Consider the following 14965-nt stretch of genomic DNA (forward strand, 5'->3'; position numbering starts at 1 on the left):
CACGGTTATCTGAAGAAATTGAGCGGTATTGCGATTTTGCGCGATACTGACGCGCTGGCTCATGGATGACCAACGAAACTTTCTAAGCAAGCCTTTAGCAGGACTAAACAATGCGACGGCAACTCAATGGCCAGATGTTCGTCTGGCTGCATGTATTCGCCTGTGCAGCCCGGCATCTGTCCTTTACCCGCTGTGCCGAAGAGCTGCACATCACCCCAGGCGCGGTCAGCCAGCAGATGCGCCAACTGGAAGAACGCCTGGGTTACCGGCTGTTTCTGCGCCGGGCGCGCGGTGTGGAGTTGAGCGCCGAAGGGCAACGGTTGGCCCAGACGGTGGCGGAAGCCTACGGCAGTATCGAGGCTGAATTGTTGCGCCTGGACGCCGGTGAAATTCGCGGCACTTTGCGCGTACGCTCGATTCCGTCATTCCTGGCCAAATGGCTCACCCCGCGCCTGCCGCGCTTTCAGCAGCGTTACCCGGACATCGAGCTGCGCCTGGTGGCCGAAGACAGCGCCCAGGCATTGACCCCGGGCGACTTCGACCTGGCTATCGACCTGAACGATGGCAGCTACCCTGGCATGCTCTCGACACCGCTGCTGGACGAACAGATCTTTCCGGTGTGCTCACCCACCTTGCTGCGCGGGCGCCCGCCACTGCATGGCCCGGCGGACCTGGCACATTACCCGCTGCTGCATGACATCACGGCCTGGCGTGGCAGTTCGGAGTATGCGGAATGGGAGTTCTACCTGGAGGGCATTGGCGCCGCCGGCCTGAATGTGCGGCGCGGGCATACCTTCAACCGCAACCACCTGACCATCGAGGCGGCCATCGCCGGTATCGGCGTAGCGATCGCCCGGCGCACCTTGCTGAATGACGAACTGGAGCGTGGAGCACTGATCGTGCCGTTCGGCGTGCCGATCGCCAACCACAAACGCTACGTGGTGCATTACCCGCCAGGCGGCTTGAACCAGCCAGGCGCGCGGGCGGTGCATGACTGGTTGGTGGAGGAAGCGCGGGTGTTCAGGGAGTTGCATCCGCTGAACAAGGAATAGCCACCCTGTACCCCGACGCTCTCACGGAACAACACATAACTATCTGGTTCAGCACAGCCCCTGTGGGAGCGGGCGCGTCGAGGCGTCGAACCGCCGCGAACACCGGCGCAGCCGGTGCCATGCAGCGCGTCGCGTTCTTCGCGGGCACGCCCGCTCCCACAGGGGTAAAGTGGCGCTTGCCGAAACCTTGTTCTCTGCGCGACAGCGCAGCGCAACGGCATCTCGTGGGCTTTCGATGGCTAGTAAGCCTGCTTGCCGGTAAAGGCATTGAGGGTGCGCACCAGGATCACGAAATCGAGCCACAGCGACCAGTTGTTGATGTACTCGATGTCCGAGTCCACCCGCTGGATCATCTGTTCAATGTCCTTGGTCTCCCCCCTGAAACCGCGCACTTGCGCCAGGCCGGTCATGCCCGGTTTGATGTTGTGGCGGGCAAAGTAATCGACGATGTCCTGTGAATATAACGTGTCATGTTGCAACGCATGTGGCCGTGGCCCAACCAGTGACATTTCCCCGGTCAGCACATTGAACAACTGTGGCAGTTCATCGAGGCTGGTGCGGCGGATGAAGGCGCCAATTTTAGTCAATCGGGGGTCATTCTTCTGCGCCTGCTTGACCACGCCATTGTCCGGCTGGTGAACATGCATGCTTCTGAACTTCCAGATACGGAACGACTCGCCAGTCCAGCCCGTGCGTTCCTGGCGGAAGAACACGGGCCCGCGGCTGGTAAATTTGATAGCCAGTGCAACGCCAATCAACACAGGCGATGCACACAGCAGTATCAATGCCGCCAACACCCGGTCCTCGATATTCTTCAGGAACAGGCTCATGCCTGTCAGCGGTGTTTCAGACAAGGTCAACACAGGAATACCGGCAATTTCCCGCACGCTGTGGTTGATCAGCCGCAACGAGAAAATATCCGGCACCCAGTTCACAGCAATGCACTTGTCGAGCAACTTGAAGTACACATCGTTGATAACCTCGGAGCCCCCCAGCGGGGTCACCAGGTACACGGTGCGAATGCCATGCCGGGCAACGATTTCATCCAGATCTGCAACGTGCCCGAGCACGGGCAGGCGCTGCTTGCCCTCGGCACCTTCGTACACCGGCTCGCCGGCCTTGTCAGTCAGTACACACCCCAGTACCCGTTCGCCAAACCAGGGGTTGTTGCTGATTTTCTGATAAAGGAAATTGGCCAGGTCGCCGTTGCCGATAATCAAGGCGTTGTCCAGACGCGCATGCGCGGTAAACCGTTTTTGCAGTTCACGCACAGCAAAGTGCAAGAACAACTGGGCAATGTAACCTATGACAAACAACTGCACGACCAGCAACCGTGAATAGGTTTCACTCTGCTTGGTCAGAAAGGCCATGACCACGAGAAAACAGAATGTTGCCGACCACGCTTTAAACAGGCGAAAGGCCTTGATCGAAAGACCGACGTTAGTGCGGTAGATTGCATAATGGTCGTAAATGACGGCCAGCGCGCCAATGAGCAACAGCAGCATGATTACATAATCGGACGTAATGTAACCAAACTGATCATAAATGAGGTACCAGGCAATACCGGTTACTGCAATACCATCGAGCCCCGCCTGAATGGCGTTACTTACGCTGCTTCTTCTTTGGAGTAAGGAACGACTGCTTCTCGGTTCGAAAACCATTTCAGACCTCATCTATTTGAGCGTAGCAAGTGCCGTCCATCAAACATCAAGTCTTGAAAACAGCTTATTCAACGCCAGTGAAGCAGGATCGTGCAGCCCCCAAGCCACTGATCTCACTGTAGCAGCCACCCGCCATCAGCGCGGATTTTGGCCGATTCATACGGTGCCCCTGGCCGAATCGGCTGCCTTGCGGCACAGCAAGGTGCGCAGCAAGAACAACGGATTGCCCACCACATAACGCATGAACAAACGTTTCGGCTCGCGCAACAGCCGGTAGGCCCACTCGCCACCCAAATGCCGCAGCCACTGCGGTGCCCGGCTGACCTTGCCGCCGAGAAAATCCAGGATCGCCCCGCCGCACACGATCAGGCACGGCCCGCCAACGGCTGCCAACCTGGCCGCCACCGCTTCCTGCTTGGGCATGCCCATCCCCAGCACGATCAGTTCTGGTTGCTGTGCCTTTGCCAGCTGCAGGTAGGTGTCGATGCTGGCAAAGCCATCGTGCACCGACACCGGCACCACGCCAAACAAGGCTTCGCTGCGCTGCACCGCCTGGTTCAGGTACGGTTGCTGCGTGCCCCAGAACGCAACCCGGCGCCCGCGGTATGCCTCCATGAGGCTGGGTATGAAGTCGGTGCCATTCATGTTGAGCCCAGGCTCCAGCCCCAGCCGGCGATAGAGAATCGCCATGCCAGAGCCGTCGCGCAACAGCACATCGGCCGCCGACAGCGCCTGACAATACTCACCGTCGTGCACCACCAGGTTCATTGCATGGGCATTGACGAAGCCCAGCACGGTTGCAGATTCCGGGGCGGCAAGCCTGTCGAGCAGGCGCTGCGCCGCCGTGCTGTCAGGCACCACCTCAAGCGTGTCGATAATGCGCTTCCAGCGCTTCTGCCATTGCCACTGAGCCATCAGTCATCATCCCGTTTGGAGCGCACCCATTCGACCTGGCGCTTGATCAGGAACCCCAAATACAAGGGGATCTTCCTTGCGGCGTAAAAAGGCGCGTACAGCAGCACGGAAAACGGGATCAGCTCTCGGCAGAAGCGCGCCCACGCCAGCACCACGGCAAGGCCGAGCATGGCCAGCGCCGCAAGTGCGATCCACGCAGGCGTCGCATGGCCTGACAGCAGGTACGCCAGCCAGGTCACCAGGTTGAGCCCGAGCAAGGCCAGCACCAGTAACGCCAGGGGCGGGACCAACAGGTCCAGAGTCATGGCCAGCAGGCTGCCGTTGCGCTGGCTGATGGCGGCCAGCGCACGCTTGGGCGCATCGGCCAGCATCAAGCCCAGGTGGCCATGCTCCCAGCGGGTGCGCTGGCTGTTCATGCCTTGCTGGCTGGCAGGAAACTGGCTGGTGACCAATGCCTCAGGGCAAAACACCGGCGGCTTGCCCTGCTGGCACAGGTCCAGGCCCAGCTTCACATCTTCCACAAGGTGCCCATTGGCCAGGTTGATCAAGGCCAGGTCGTGCCAACCGAATGCCATGCCTGCCCCCATCAGCTGGCACGGCAGCCCCAGCCGCGCCCAACCACGCGGGCGCACCAGGTTCTTGACCCGCCAGGCAAACTCGGCCACCTGCACCTTCAGCCCGCTACCGGCAGGTGCGCGCATCAGGTACAGCGCCTGCACCGGGCGTTGGGCCTGGTGATAACGGCGCGCCAGGCAGTCAATCGCCCCCTCGCCTACCTGGCAGTCGGCATCCACCACAATCACCACCTCGGGCGGCTGCACGGCCAGGTGCCGTACGCCGAAGTCCAGGGCATAGCCTTTGCCACGCAGCACCGTATCAAAGCGCTCCACCACCTCGGCACCGGCCTCGCGGGCCAGCCGCGCCGTGTCGTCCGTGCAGTTGTCGGCCACCACCAGCAAGCGGTCGCCTGCCAGTAACTGCGGGGTAATGCTCGCCAGCGTTGCACGAATGATCGCAGCCTCATCATGGGCCGGTACCAACACAGCCACCCGCGGGCGCACGCTGATGCCCAAGGGCCGCGAGCGCGGCGGCAGGCAAGCCAGCAGCATCTGCAGGAAAAACACGGACACAGGTACAAGGGCGATCACCGCCAGCAGGCCCAGTAACCAACTCAATACACTCATCATGCGGATGCCTTGAAGTAGCCGGCCAGCTTGGCCGCCTCGGTGTCGATATCATGCCGTTGCAGCACGCGCTGGTAAGCCGCCTCGCCCATGCGCTGCAGCACTTCGGCGGGTTGCGCAAGGCACTCGGCCATGGCCTGGGCCAGTTCGTCCACGGCGCCAGCGGGGAACAGCCAGCCGTTCTCGCCCGGGCGCACCAGCTCGGGGATACCGGCCACATAGGTGGTCAGCACCGGCCGGCGCAAGGCCATGGCTTCCATGATCACCACCGGCAGGCCCTCGGCGAAGCTGGGCAATACCAGTGCGCGAGCGGCAAGGATCTCCTCGCGCACCTGTGCGCTGCTGATCCAGCCGGTAATGCGCACCTGCTGCTGCAAGCCGTGCCGGGTAATCAGGGCCTCGATCTGCTCGCGCATCTCACCGTCACCTGCCAGGACCAGTTCGAAGGCGATCGACTGTGCCGCAAGCTGACGCGCCGCCTCAAGCAACAGCAGCTGGCCTTTCTGTTCACAGAGCCGCCCGACGCACACCAGCCGCGGCACCGCCGGCACACTGACCGGCGCCACCTCATGAAAGCCTCGCTCCAGGCCACAATGCACCACTTTCACCTTGGCCCAATGCTCGTGCGCCACCCAACGAAACAGCTGGCTGCGCCCGTAAGAACTCACCGCAGCAACAAAGGCGGCACGCCGCACCTTCTCGCCCATGTGCAGGAACTGCGGCTTGTCGAATTCTTCCGGCCCATGCACGGTAAAGCTGTAGGCCGGACCGCCCAGCAAGTTGGCCAGCATCACCACCTCGGTAGAGTTGGTGCCAAAATGGGCATGCACGTGTCTGGCCTCCCCGGCCTGCAGCCATTGCAACACCTGGCAGGCCTCGGCCAGGTACACCAGGTGGTAGGGCCACGCGCGGTCGGCGCGCAGGCCAAGGCGCATGGCCACCCGCAAGGCCTGGAAAAAGCGCCGCGGTTGCGCACGCAGCACCTGCAACGTTGGCGTCAGCAACCCCTTGACGCCGCCTTGCAACACATAACGGGTCTTGGCCCGTTCGTCCGTGTCTTCGGCGTCCTGCAACTCGGCGTCCCACCCCCGCAGAGCAATGCGTTGTACCTCTACGCCCTGGCGCTCCAGCGCCAGTATCTCGCGGCGGATGAAACTGTGGCTGACCTTCGGGTACTGATTGATGAAGTAAGCGATGCGCATACGAATCCAGATCCAAGCCCGCTTGATGACCCACCTCCCCTGCCAACCTTCACTTCAGGCTGTCGACTACGGGCGGTCTGTCTACTGCCGATGCACTCACAACAAATGCATCCCCCTGTTTTCCTTGTAGTCCAAGGTTGTGACCGCTGCTTGGCAATGCGGCCTGCAAGCGCGCGAAAACATCGTCGAGCATCGCCTGGCGGCGGCGATACATCGCCCGTTTTTTCGCTGGGATGTCGCTTTCTGCCCGTTGCGCCGGGTCCAGCGGCAGGGTGAAGAAATCCGCAAAATTCGATGCGCTGGCGCCGTGTTCCTGCCAGATGACGTCATAGTTGGCTGCAAGGTCCTGGCCTTTGTCGCTGCCAAAATACGGATGCCGATGGTGCCGGCAGTCATCGCTGACCGCGTACAGTTGCGTGACGCCAAGCGTGCGGGCCAGGCACTTCAGCGCTTCGAGCACCAGGCTGCGAGGGCGCAGGCCCTCGAAGTCCTTGGTCAGGTCGCGGTAGATGGCCAGCGAGGTTTCGCTGTCGATGCCTTTGTGGATGCCCTGCACGGCGCCGATGAACAGGTGCAGCTGACCCTGGCTGCGGCACAGCGTGAACGCCAGTGAAGCCACGCGCAGGTCGCCCTGGAACAGGTTCAGTACCAACTCGCCTTCGCGTTTGAACCAGATCGGCCGGTCCAGCACCAGGCGGCAGCCCGGCGAATGGCTGGACAGATCGCACAGCGTCAGGCTTTCGTCCCGCCCCAGCAGCAACAGCGCCGGAAACTGGCCGGCCAGCACTTCAAAGTGCGAAGCGACCACCGCCAGGCGCTGCGGGGCTTCCCAGCATTTGCTGAGGTAAGGCCACTGCACGACACCGATGCAGTCCACGCCCAGCCGCTGCAGACCTTGCTCGCCGAGCGCGGCCGTCATGCGCTGCATGAAACGATTCAGTTCAGGCCATTGCCTGGCAATCTGCCGCGTCAACTTGTACTTGTTGTTCAACGCCCGCAACGAGTAGCCCGGTTGCAAGGTAAACACGCTTTTCACGAGGGTGCCGAGCATCATGGTCATCTCTCATTTGTACTCGATCAACGCTGATTTGCCGGCCGCGAAGCGGTGGCGCAAGAATTTCAGTTGGCCGAGCATTTCCGGGAACTTGCCCAACACCAGGAACACCGCCTGCAGCCAGTTTTCGCGCGCCGACTTGCCACCGCGGCGAGCCAGGCGCACGGCCTGCAGCGGGTAGATCAACAGCAACAGCAGGCCCCAGCCACCCAGCAGCAGGCAGGCCAGCACGATCACCAAGGGTATGCCCAGGCCCCATAACCAGGCGCGGCGCGACTCGCGCAACCAGTGCTGCTCGGGCGGCTGGCCATGCAGGTAGGCCCCTTCTGCATAGGCATGACCGGCACGCAGGCTGCGCCGCCACCACTGGCTGAAACGGGTCATGGCAGCGTCGTGCAGGGTCATCTCGGCGGCCAGGCGCCAGACCTTCCAGCCCTTGGCCCGCAAGCGTACGCACAGTTCAGGCTCCTCACCTGCAATCAGCTCGGCGCGAAAGCCTCCGACAGCGGCAAAAGCGTCTGCCCGCATCAGCGCATCGCCACCGCACGCCTTGGCTTCACCGATCGGGGTGTCCCATTCCAGGTCGCACAACAGGTTGTACACCGACCGTTCCGGGAAGCGCTCCCGCCGGCGCCCACACACCACCGCCACCTCGGGGTGGTGGTCGAGAAACACCTGCGCCGTGGCCAGCCAGCGGGCGTCCACCTCGCAATCGCCATCGACAAACTGCACCAGTTGCATCGAAGGCAGTGCCTGCTGCAAGGCGCTGAAGCCTTCGTTGCGCGCACGCGCGGCGGTGAACGGGATGGCCATGTCCAGCGCCAACAACTCCACCCCCAGGCTGCGGGCTAGCTGCAGCGAACCGTCGGTGGAGCCCGAGTCGACATACACGACCTTGCCCGCACCGTGTACCAGCGAACGCAGGCAGCGCTCCAGGCGCGGGCCCTCGTTGCGGCCAATGACCACCACACCGATTGCTGTCGCCATGGGCCTCACTCGACGGGCGCCGTTGCGGCTGGCTGCCGGGCCTTGATGGTGGCCGGCACCCCTACCGCCAGGCAATTGTCCGGCACATCCACCAGCACCACGGCATTGGCGCCGATGATCACGTTGTTGCCAATGCGGATGCTGCCCAGCACCTTGGCGCCGGTACCGATATCGACGTTGTTGCCAAACACCGGGGCAATCGGCTCGTCGACATTCTTCAGGCCCACCACCACACCGTTGCGGATGCGGCAGTCATCGCCAAACCGGGCATAGCCACTGACGACGATGCCGCCAAAATGGTCGATGACGAAGTTGCGGCCAATCACCACTTCGCACGGCAGTTCGATACCGGTGATGATCTGCACGAACTTGAACAGCACCTTGTAGACCAGCGAGAAGAGTTTGCGCAGCAGCGCCGGGCGCACGGTGTAGCGCCAGCGGCCGAAGCGATACACCAGCAATACCCAGAAACCCTGGGCGCCCCAGTCTCCGCCGTGGGCCCGCAGGTCGGCACGAATATTCTCGAACATGGCTCTACCTACCTTGTCGGTTGGCTGGCGTACCGGGTCTTGAACAACAGTGACCAGGTCGCCCGGCAATGACGCCAGCAGGCCTGAATCGCCCCCCAGCCTCGTCGTTTCAACAGCGCCTTGAGTGCCAGCACCAGGTCGCCCAGGGTGACCAGCAGCATGTGCAGGGCGACCCCTGCCACCCCGTGATGCTTGCGGAAATACAACAGTTCGCTTTCGATCTGGTAGGACGAGATCTGCCGGCTGGCCGCCTCCAGCTCCGCCACCGACTTGGAGCTTTCGCCCCCAATGTGCACCACCGTGGTATGCGGGTAGAACACCACTTTCCAGCCCGCCTCCTTCACCCGCTTGCAGTGGTCCACCTCTTCGTAATAAAGGAAGTAGCGCGGGTCGAACAGGCCCACCTTGTCCAGCACTTCACGGCGCACCAGGTAGAAGCAACCCGGCAACCAGTCGCACTCGCGCACCGAAGCGTGGTCCCAGGTCATTTCATCGACCATCTTCAACCCCGGGAAAAACCGCCCCAACCCGGTACGCCCGACAAACACGTTGAGCGGTGTCGGGAAGTAGCGGCAACTGGGCTGCAGATCGCCGTCGCGCCCTTCCAGGCGCACCCCCAGCACGCCGCACTCCGGGTGGGCGTCCATGTAGTCGAGGGTTTTTTGCAGGGAGTCGGCGGCAACGAAGGCATCGGTATTCAGCAGCAAGGCGTACTTGCCCTGCAGGTGCGCCAGCAACTGGTTATTGGCGCGGCCGAAGCCCACGTTCTGCTTGTTGCTCAGCAGCAATGCCTCGGGGCACACCTGGCCCATGCGCTGCACCGAGTCATCGCGCGAGGCGTTGTCCACCACCAGGTAACTGGCCAGCCGCTCGCTGTCGGCCCGGCGCAAGGCATCGAACATTGGCTGCAGCAGCCCGGCGGTATTGAAGTTGACCACCATGACATCCACAGGTTTGCTAGCCATTTTTGCTGTCCCCGAAGAAGTACTGCCGCCTTTGGGCCATCAACTGCGGTTCCACGGCCGGGTCGTAGGCGCCATTGCGTTGCTTCACCAGGTCGATCCATGGGTAGGATTCGCAACGAGCCTCGACCCGTTGGATCAACTGTTCGGTGGTACAGATGAACACGGCCGGGTTGCCACCATAGACAGTGCCTGGCGGTACGTCCTTGGTCACCACCGCCCCAGCGGCCACGATGGATTCAGGCCCGATGGTCACGCGGGGCATCACGATCGCACCATGGCCGATGAAGCAGTTGTCCTTGATGTCGATAAAGCCGACCGAATCGAGGTGCTTGCCGAAGCGGTGCTCGATCAGCAGTACCACCCCGTCATGACCGATCAGCGTGCAGTCGGACAAGCCTACGCTGTTACCGATGCGAACCAGCGACGGGTCGAGAAACTTGCAGCCCGTATTGACGAAGAAGTTGCTGCCGACCGAGTGAAAGTTGCCCCAGCGGGCGAGGTAGGCGCCCCATTCAAGCCCTGAGGGCTTGCAGAACCTCCTGTAGAACGTGCCGCCTCGCCCGGTTGAATGGGCATAGTGCGCCACTGCCTTGCGTATCCATCCCTTCATACTCCCTGGCCTCGCGATCTGAACAATCTGAAGTGTCCTGAGGCGTTCCGGTCTCGTTCTTTTAGGGCTGACCGCAGCGCACTCACCCATGTACAACATGCATCACGCCACGGCGCCGCTGGCCGCCGTCATCTTGGCATTGAGGTGGTCGGCCAGCCGTACGGCAAACTGCAACAGCGGCATGGTCGGGTTGGAGGCGCCGCCCTTGGCAAAGATGCTGCTGCCGGCGACGTACAGGTTTTCGGTACCGAACACCTTGCAATTGGCATCGACAACGCCGAACTGCGGCGAGGCGGCCATCCGCGTGGTGCCCATGTGGTGTGCGTGCGGTGCCATCTTCAGCGGTACCGACGTGTCATAGACAAAGTCGTTCAGCTTGACGAAACCCAGGTCCATGTCGGCGAATTGCTTGGCCAACTCGCTGCCAATGCACTTGATGGTGTGCCGGTCGTCGGCGGTCAGCGCCCAGTTGACATTGACCTTGGCCACGCCCAGCGCGTCCTTCTCGTCCAGCAGTGAAATGCGGCTGTGCAGGTTGGGGAACTGCTCGATCATGGTGCTGATCACGCCGTCACCGGGGCAACTGAACTTGGCCACGAACGCCACCTTGCTGGCAAAGCCCCAGTCACAGGCCAGGTTTTCGAGAAAGTGCTTGACCTCGGCAGTGCGTCCATAAGTTTGCACATCGGCCAGCAAGGCAGCCGTGACGTTGCCTTTACCCGCCTTGGACTCGTCGACGAAGGCATCGGTGGTGTAGTACTGGCGCGGCTCCGGGTCCTCCCCGGACTTGAGGATGAACGTGCCCAAGTCGATGTTCAGGTGCTCCATGAAGCACCCGCCGGTCAGGCCGTCCTCGCTCACCACGCCCGCTGCCCGCAACGACTCGCTGTTCAGCAGTTGCCGGGCATTCTCGATCGCCCCCGTGGCCAGGATGAATTGCCGGGCAACCAGACGCTGGTGATTGCGCTCATAGTCGGACAGGATCACGGCGGTCAGGTGCCCGGAAGCCTTGTCGAACTCCAGGTCCACGCAGTTGCAGTTGATGAACACGTCCAGGCCCTTGGTCTGCTCCAGTGCGGTGGCGTATTTCTGGGCAAAACGCGTGGGCGGGCTGAGCAGAAAGCGATCTGGCTCGAAATCGCCACCATTGAGGCCAGTGTTCATCGCATGAAAGTCCGACCCGGGCGGCAGGTCGACAATGTCCATGGCGGCCGGCAGGTAGCCTTCGATCTCCGAATATGGGATCGGCCAGCCCGGCAAGCCACCCGGGGGGGAGATGGTGAAATCGGAGGGGGTGAATGGCCGGCAGCGCCCTGCCCAGTGGTTCGATGTGCCGCCCAGGTAACGCAGGCGGGTTTCCTCTGCATACAACTCAAGGCCGGTAGAGGCGCAGGCATACAGGCCTTGCGAGTGCGGTGAATACTCACGCCCCCCGCCTTCGGCGAGCAATACGCTCCAGCCGGCGGCGGCCAGGCGCAGGCCAAGGGTGATCCCGGCCGGCCCTGCACCAATGATGCAGAAGTCATAGTGGTCGCGCAGCGCTTTGTGCTGCTGATAGTCCTTGATCATGCGTGCTCGTTCCGAAAGTAGCGGGACGGCAATACCCAGCCGTTGATCACCACGTACCCGGTTTTTTCGGCAGGGTTGCCCGCAACAGCCGTTGAAGCGCCGAACACGGCGCTGCCTACGCCCAGCAAGACACAACTCTGGAGAAAGCCTCTACGCCCCAACTGCCCAGAACAAAAAGTGAGCTTCCCCATGATTCCGTGCCCTGTCCCCATGAATGTTTCATTCAACCAGGTGTATCACAGCCAGTTGAAAAAGCTTGTCAGCAATGCTCCGCACAGTGCCCCGAGGGGCAACATCGGCAACACCACCAGCTCACGCTTGAGGCTGAAGATATCCAGCTTGCAATTCACGTACACGATCAGCACCAGCGTCGGCACGGTATGCAGGGCAACCCCCCAGATCGCCCAATCCACACCGCCCATCGCCAGCAACAGCGGCAGCAGCCCCCACAGCGAGACCAGGCGGATGATGTTGTCCATGGCCTGGTATTTGGTCAGGCCCAGCGCAATCCATACCTGATGTGCCAATGTATAGCGCAATGTGAGGAACGACAGCGAGAGAATTGCCAGCATCGGGCCAGCTTCACTGTAACGTTCGTCGTACATCCAGCCGATCAGCAAAGGGCTGGCGGTCAAAAAACCGCCGCAGATGAACAACACCAGCAGGTCGACCAGCAGCCGAAAGCGGTGATAAAGCGCCTTCAGGCGTTCCTTGTCGTCGGCCCGGGCCGCTTCGCTGAAGGCCGGTAGCGCCACGGCCCCGACAATTTTCATCAGCGCCATCTGCACCGCGCCAAGGATCAGCACGGCAATCGAATACACACCCAACTGCGCCGCCGACATACTGGCGCCAAACAGGATACGGTCGCCGTACATGGCCAGCACGCCCACCATCGACGACAACAGGATCCAGCGGCCGAACACGATCAGTTCGGTCAGCGCCGTGCGGTCCCAACGCAGGTGGTTATTCGGCCCCTCGAGGGCGGTATGGCCCAGCACGGTCCAGGCCACGGCCGAAACCAGGCCGGCGATCACCAGCGCCCAGATCGAGTGAGTGAGCAGACCGAGTACCAGCATCACCACCAGGCCAGCCAATTGCGACGCCAGGTCTACCAGCACCACGCGCTTTTGTTGGAAAGTTCGTACAGCCACATCTATCTTGGTGGACTGGAAACCCCAGATCAGCGCCGACAGCCCGGTAACCGCCAGCACCATTGGCAATACAGGCGCGGCATAAGTGGAGTCTGCCGGCCACAGCTCAGCCAGCTGGGCCAGCCAGGCGCCGAGGGCCAGCAACAGGGTCAGGCCGAACAACAGGAAGCCGCGAATGATCTGCACGGTCCAGGCGGTATTGAGAAAGTCCGGGTCGTCACCCCGATGGCTCTGGATGATGTTCTGGCGCAGCCCGACGTCCGACAGCAAATGCAGGAGTACCGAAACGGTGGTGGCGATGACCATCACCCCGAACATTTCCGGCAGCAGCAGCCGAGCCATGATCAGGTTGCCGCCAAGGCGCATGACCTGTGATGCCACCTGCGATACCAGGTTCCATGACCCGGCCCTCATGGCCCGCTGGCGCAGGCTTGCGGAGGCTGACACATCAATCGACGGCATGACTTCAATCTCTGACTGATTGGCTAAAAGTCACTATAGTTTCAATTAGCCACGATGCTAGCCGTTGCCCACCGAGGGAAAGGTGTACATAGCCGATGCCTGAACATTTTCGTGCGTTGATCGTCATTCTGTTTCTGGCAAGCGTGGTGTTTCTGCTGGCACGGCGGCCTGCCACCGACCTGATCCCGCTGGGCGACTTCAAGCGCCGGCGCAACTTGTGGTTCCTGCTCACCGTGCTGGCCTTCGTCTCGCACAGCTTCTGGCTGTACCTGGGCGCGGGCGCTGTCATCCTGTTCATTGCCGGGCGCCGCGAGCACAACCCCATGGCGCTGTTCTACATGCTGCTGTTCCTGATCCCGCCGGCGTCGGTACAAGTGCCCGGGTTTGGCGTGGTCAACTACCTGGTCGACCTCAACCACATCCGCCTGCTGACCCTGTGCGTGCTGTTGCCTGCGGCGCTGGAGCTGCGCCGGCAAGGCGACACCCTGCGCTTTGGCCGAACCTGGGCGGACAAATTACTGGCGGCCGGTCTGGTGCTGATGAGCGTCCTGTACCTGCGCGAAACCACCCTTACCGACACGCTGCGCCAGGCGCTGTACCTGTACGTCGACGTATTCCTGCCGTATTACGTCGCCAGCCGCGGCCTGCGCCACATCAGCGATTTCAAGGACACCCTGCTGGCCTTCGTGCTCGCCTCTTTCGTACTGGCATTGATCGCCGTGGCCGAGTATGTGCGCCACTGGCTGCTGTACAGCGCACTGGTGGACGCCATGGGGGTGCCGTGGAGCATGTCCGGTTACCTGAGCCGTGGCGGCGCGTTGCGTGCCAGCGCCACCACCGGGCAGGCCATTGCCCTGGGCTATGTGATGAGCGTGGCCATAGGCCTGTTCCTGTTCGTTCAGGGTTATGTTCGCAGTCCCCTGCAGCGGGCGATGGGCGGGCTGTTGCTGGCCGCCGGGCTGTTCGCGCCCTTGTCCCGTGGCCCGTGGATCGGCGTCGTGGTCATCGTGGTGGTGTTCATCGCCCTGGGCAAAGGGGCCGTCAAGCGCCTGACACTGCTGGCGGCTGCCGGCATGCTCGCCCTGCCCTTGCTGACCATCGTGCCCGGCGGCGAAAAGGTGCTGGACCTGCTGCCATTCATTGGCAACCTGGAAAAAGAGAACATCACCTATCGCGAGCGGCTGATGGACAATTCGTGGATCGTCATTCAGCAAAACCCGCTGTTTGGCTCGTTCGACTTCCGTAATACCCCGGAAATGCAGTCGATGATCCAGGGCGAAGGCATCATCGACATCGTCAACACCTACATCAACCTCGCACTGCGGGTCGGGCTGGTGGGGCTTGGCCTGTTCGTGGCGTTTTTCGCCGTGGTGCTGCTGGGGATCCGCAAGGCCATGCGCAGCTTTGCCGACAAGGACGACGAGCGACGACAGCTCGGGCGGGTGTTGCTGGCGACGCTGATCGGCATTCTGGTGATCATCTTCACCGTCAGCAGCATAACCTTCATCCCGGTGGTGTACTGGTCAATCGCAGGCCTTGGCGTGGCCTACATCCAGATGGTCCGCCGGCTGGGCGACAGCCAGGCCACCGAGCTGGCCGACGCAGGCCTTCAACCCAGGTAAT

The 14965-nt window shown here is 62.0% G+C and carries 13 protein-coding genes; 2 read left to right on the forward strand and 11 right to left on the reverse strand.

Annotated features, from left to right (window positions below; genetic code table 11):
• Positions 1-110 precede the first annotated feature (110 nt).
• The gene (locus AK81_RS05505; RefSeq protein ID WP_043197335.1) at positions 111-1052 is read left to right on the forward strand and encodes a LysR substrate-binding domain-containing protein; all 942 of its coding nucleotides are present in this window, start codon (positions 111-113) and stop codon (positions 1050-1052) included.
• Between the two features lie 239 nt (positions 1053-1291).
• Here AK81_RS05505 and AK81_RS05510 read toward each other — a convergent pair whose 3' ends face one another.
• From AK81_RS05510 to AK81_RS05565, 11 genes are all read right to left on the reverse strand, one after another.
• Positions 1292-2713: an undecaprenyl-phosphate glucose phosphotransferase gene (locus tag AK81_RS05510; RefSeq protein WP_043197337.1), complete on the reverse strand. Its 1422-nt coding sequence runs from the start codon at positions 2711-2713 to the stop codon at positions 1292-1294.
• A gap of 156 nt (positions 2714-2869) precedes the next feature.
• On the reverse strand, positions 2870-3628 hold the full coding sequence (locus AK81_RS05515) for a WecB/TagA/CpsF family glycosyltransferase (protein WP_043197339.1): 759 nt from the start codon (positions 3626-3628) through the stop codon (positions 2870-2872).
• Positions 3628-4815 (reverse strand): glycosyltransferase family 2 protein, encoded by a 1188-nt coding sequence (locus AK81_RS05520; protein ID WP_043197341.1) that lies wholly within the window; start codon positions 4813-4815, stop codon positions 3628-3630. The genes AK81_RS05515 and AK81_RS05520 overlap by 1 nt, the downstream gene beginning before the upstream one ends.
• A complete protein-coding gene (locus AK81_RS05525; protein WP_043197343.1) occupies positions 4812-6014 on the reverse strand; it encodes a glycosyltransferase in 1203 nt (400 codons plus the stop codon). The genes AK81_RS05520 and AK81_RS05525 overlap by 4 nt, the downstream gene beginning before the upstream one ends.
• A 49-nt stretch (positions 6015-6063) precedes the next feature.
• The gene (locus AK81_RS05530; protein WP_043197346.1) at positions 6064-7068 is read right to left on the reverse strand and encodes a VirK/YbjX family protein; all 1005 of its coding nucleotides are present in this window, start codon (positions 7066-7068) and stop codon (positions 6064-6066) included.
• 9 nt (positions 7069-7077) lie between these two features.
• Positions 7078-8055 (reverse strand): glycosyltransferase family 2 protein, encoded by a 978-nt coding sequence (locus AK81_RS05535; protein ID WP_043197347.1) that lies wholly within the window; start codon positions 8053-8055, stop codon positions 7078-7080.
• Between the two features lie 5 nt (positions 8056-8060).
• Positions 8061-8585 carry a serine O-acetyltransferase gene (locus AK81_RS05540; protein ID WP_043197349.1) on the reverse strand — a complete coding sequence of 175 codons (525 nt, stop codon included), beginning with the start codon at positions 8583-8585 and terminating at the stop codon, positions 8061-8063.
• Positions 8586-8593: 8 nt separating this feature from the next.
• Entirely contained in the window at positions 8594-9550 is a 957-nt protein-coding gene (locus AK81_RS05545) for a glycosyltransferase family 2 protein (RefSeq protein ID WP_043197351.1), read from the reverse strand.
• Positions 9543-10160, reverse strand: coding sequence for an acyltransferase (locus AK81_RS05550; protein WP_043197353.1), 618 nt, complete (start codon positions 10158-10160; stop codon positions 9543-9545). The genes AK81_RS05545 and AK81_RS05550 overlap by 8 nt, the downstream gene beginning before the upstream one ends.
• Positions 10161-10262: 102 nt before the next feature.
• Entirely contained in the window at positions 10263-11729 is a 1467-nt protein-coding gene (locus AK81_RS05555; protein ID WP_043197355.1) for an FAD-dependent oxidoreductase, read from the reverse strand.
• Between the two features lie 236 nt (positions 11730-11965).
• Positions 11966-13342, reverse strand: a complete 1377-nt coding sequence (locus AK81_RS05565) for an oligosaccharide flippase family protein (RefSeq protein WP_043197358.1) — start codon at positions 13340-13342, stop codon at positions 11966-11968.
• Between the two features lie 95 nt (positions 13343-13437).
• Here AK81_RS05565 and AK81_RS05570 point away from each other — a divergent pair, with 95 nt between their 5' ends.
• Positions 13438-14964: an O-antigen ligase family protein gene (locus tag AK81_RS05570; RefSeq protein WP_043197360.1), complete on the forward strand. Its 1527-nt coding sequence runs from the start codon at positions 13438-13440 to the stop codon at positions 14962-14964.
• The last annotated feature ends 1 nt before the right edge of the window (position 14965 follow it).

Source organism: Pseudomonas putida W15Oct28 (assembly GCF_000708715.2).
GTDB lineage: Bacteria > Pseudomonadota > Gammaproteobacteria > Pseudomonadales > Pseudomonadaceae > Aquipseudomonas > Aquipseudomonas putida_R.

Coding starts and splice junctions, on each gene's coding strand:
- AK81_RS05520 (WP_043197341.1), bottom strand. CDS start 4,815: ATGATGAGTGTATTGAGTTGGTTACTGGGCCTGCTGGCGGTGATCGCC.
- AK81_RS05535 (WP_043197347.1), bottom strand. CDS start 8,055: ATGGCGACAGCAATCGGTGTGGTGGTCATTGGCCGCAACGAGGGCCCG.
- AK81_RS05505 (WP_043197335.1), top strand. CDS start 111: ATGCGACGGCAACTCAATGGCCAGATGTTCGTCTGGCTGCATGTATTC.
- AK81_RS05510 (WP_043197337.1), bottom strand. CDS start 2,713: ATGGTTTTCGAACCGAGAAGCAGTCGTTCCTTACTCCAAAGAAGAAGC.
- AK81_RS05525 (WP_043197343.1), bottom strand. CDS start 6,014: ATGCGCATCGCTTACTTCATCAATCAGTACCCGAAGGTCAGCCACAGT.
- AK81_RS05545 (WP_043197351.1), bottom strand. CDS start 9,550: ATGGCTAGCAAACCTGTGGATGTCATGGTGGTCAACTTCAATACCGCC.
- AK81_RS05565 (WP_043197358.1), bottom strand. CDS start 13,342: ATGCCGTCGATTGATGTGTCAGCCTCCGCAAGCCTGCGCCAGCGGGCC.
- AK81_RS05570 (WP_043197360.1), top strand. CDS start 13,438: ATGCCTGAACATTTTCGTGCGTTGATCGTCATTCTGTTTCTGGCAAGC.
- AK81_RS05530 (WP_043197346.1), bottom strand. CDS start 7,068: ATGATGCTCGGCACCCTCGTGAAAAGCGTGTTTACCTTGCAACCGGGC.
- AK81_RS05515 (WP_043197339.1), bottom strand. CDS start 3,628: ATGGCTCAGTGGCAATGGCAGAAGCGCTGGAAGCGCATTATCGACACG.
- AK81_RS05540 (WP_043197349.1), bottom strand. CDS start 8,585: ATGTTCGAGAATATTCGTGCCGACCTGCGGGCCCACGGCGGAGACTGG.
- AK81_RS05555 (WP_043197355.1), bottom strand. CDS start 11,729: ATGATCAAGGACTATCAGCAGCACAAAGCGCTGCGCGACCACTATGAC.
- AK81_RS05550 (WP_043197353.1), bottom strand. CDS start 10,160: ATGAAGGGATGGATACGCAAGGCAGTGGCGCACTATGCCCATTCAACC.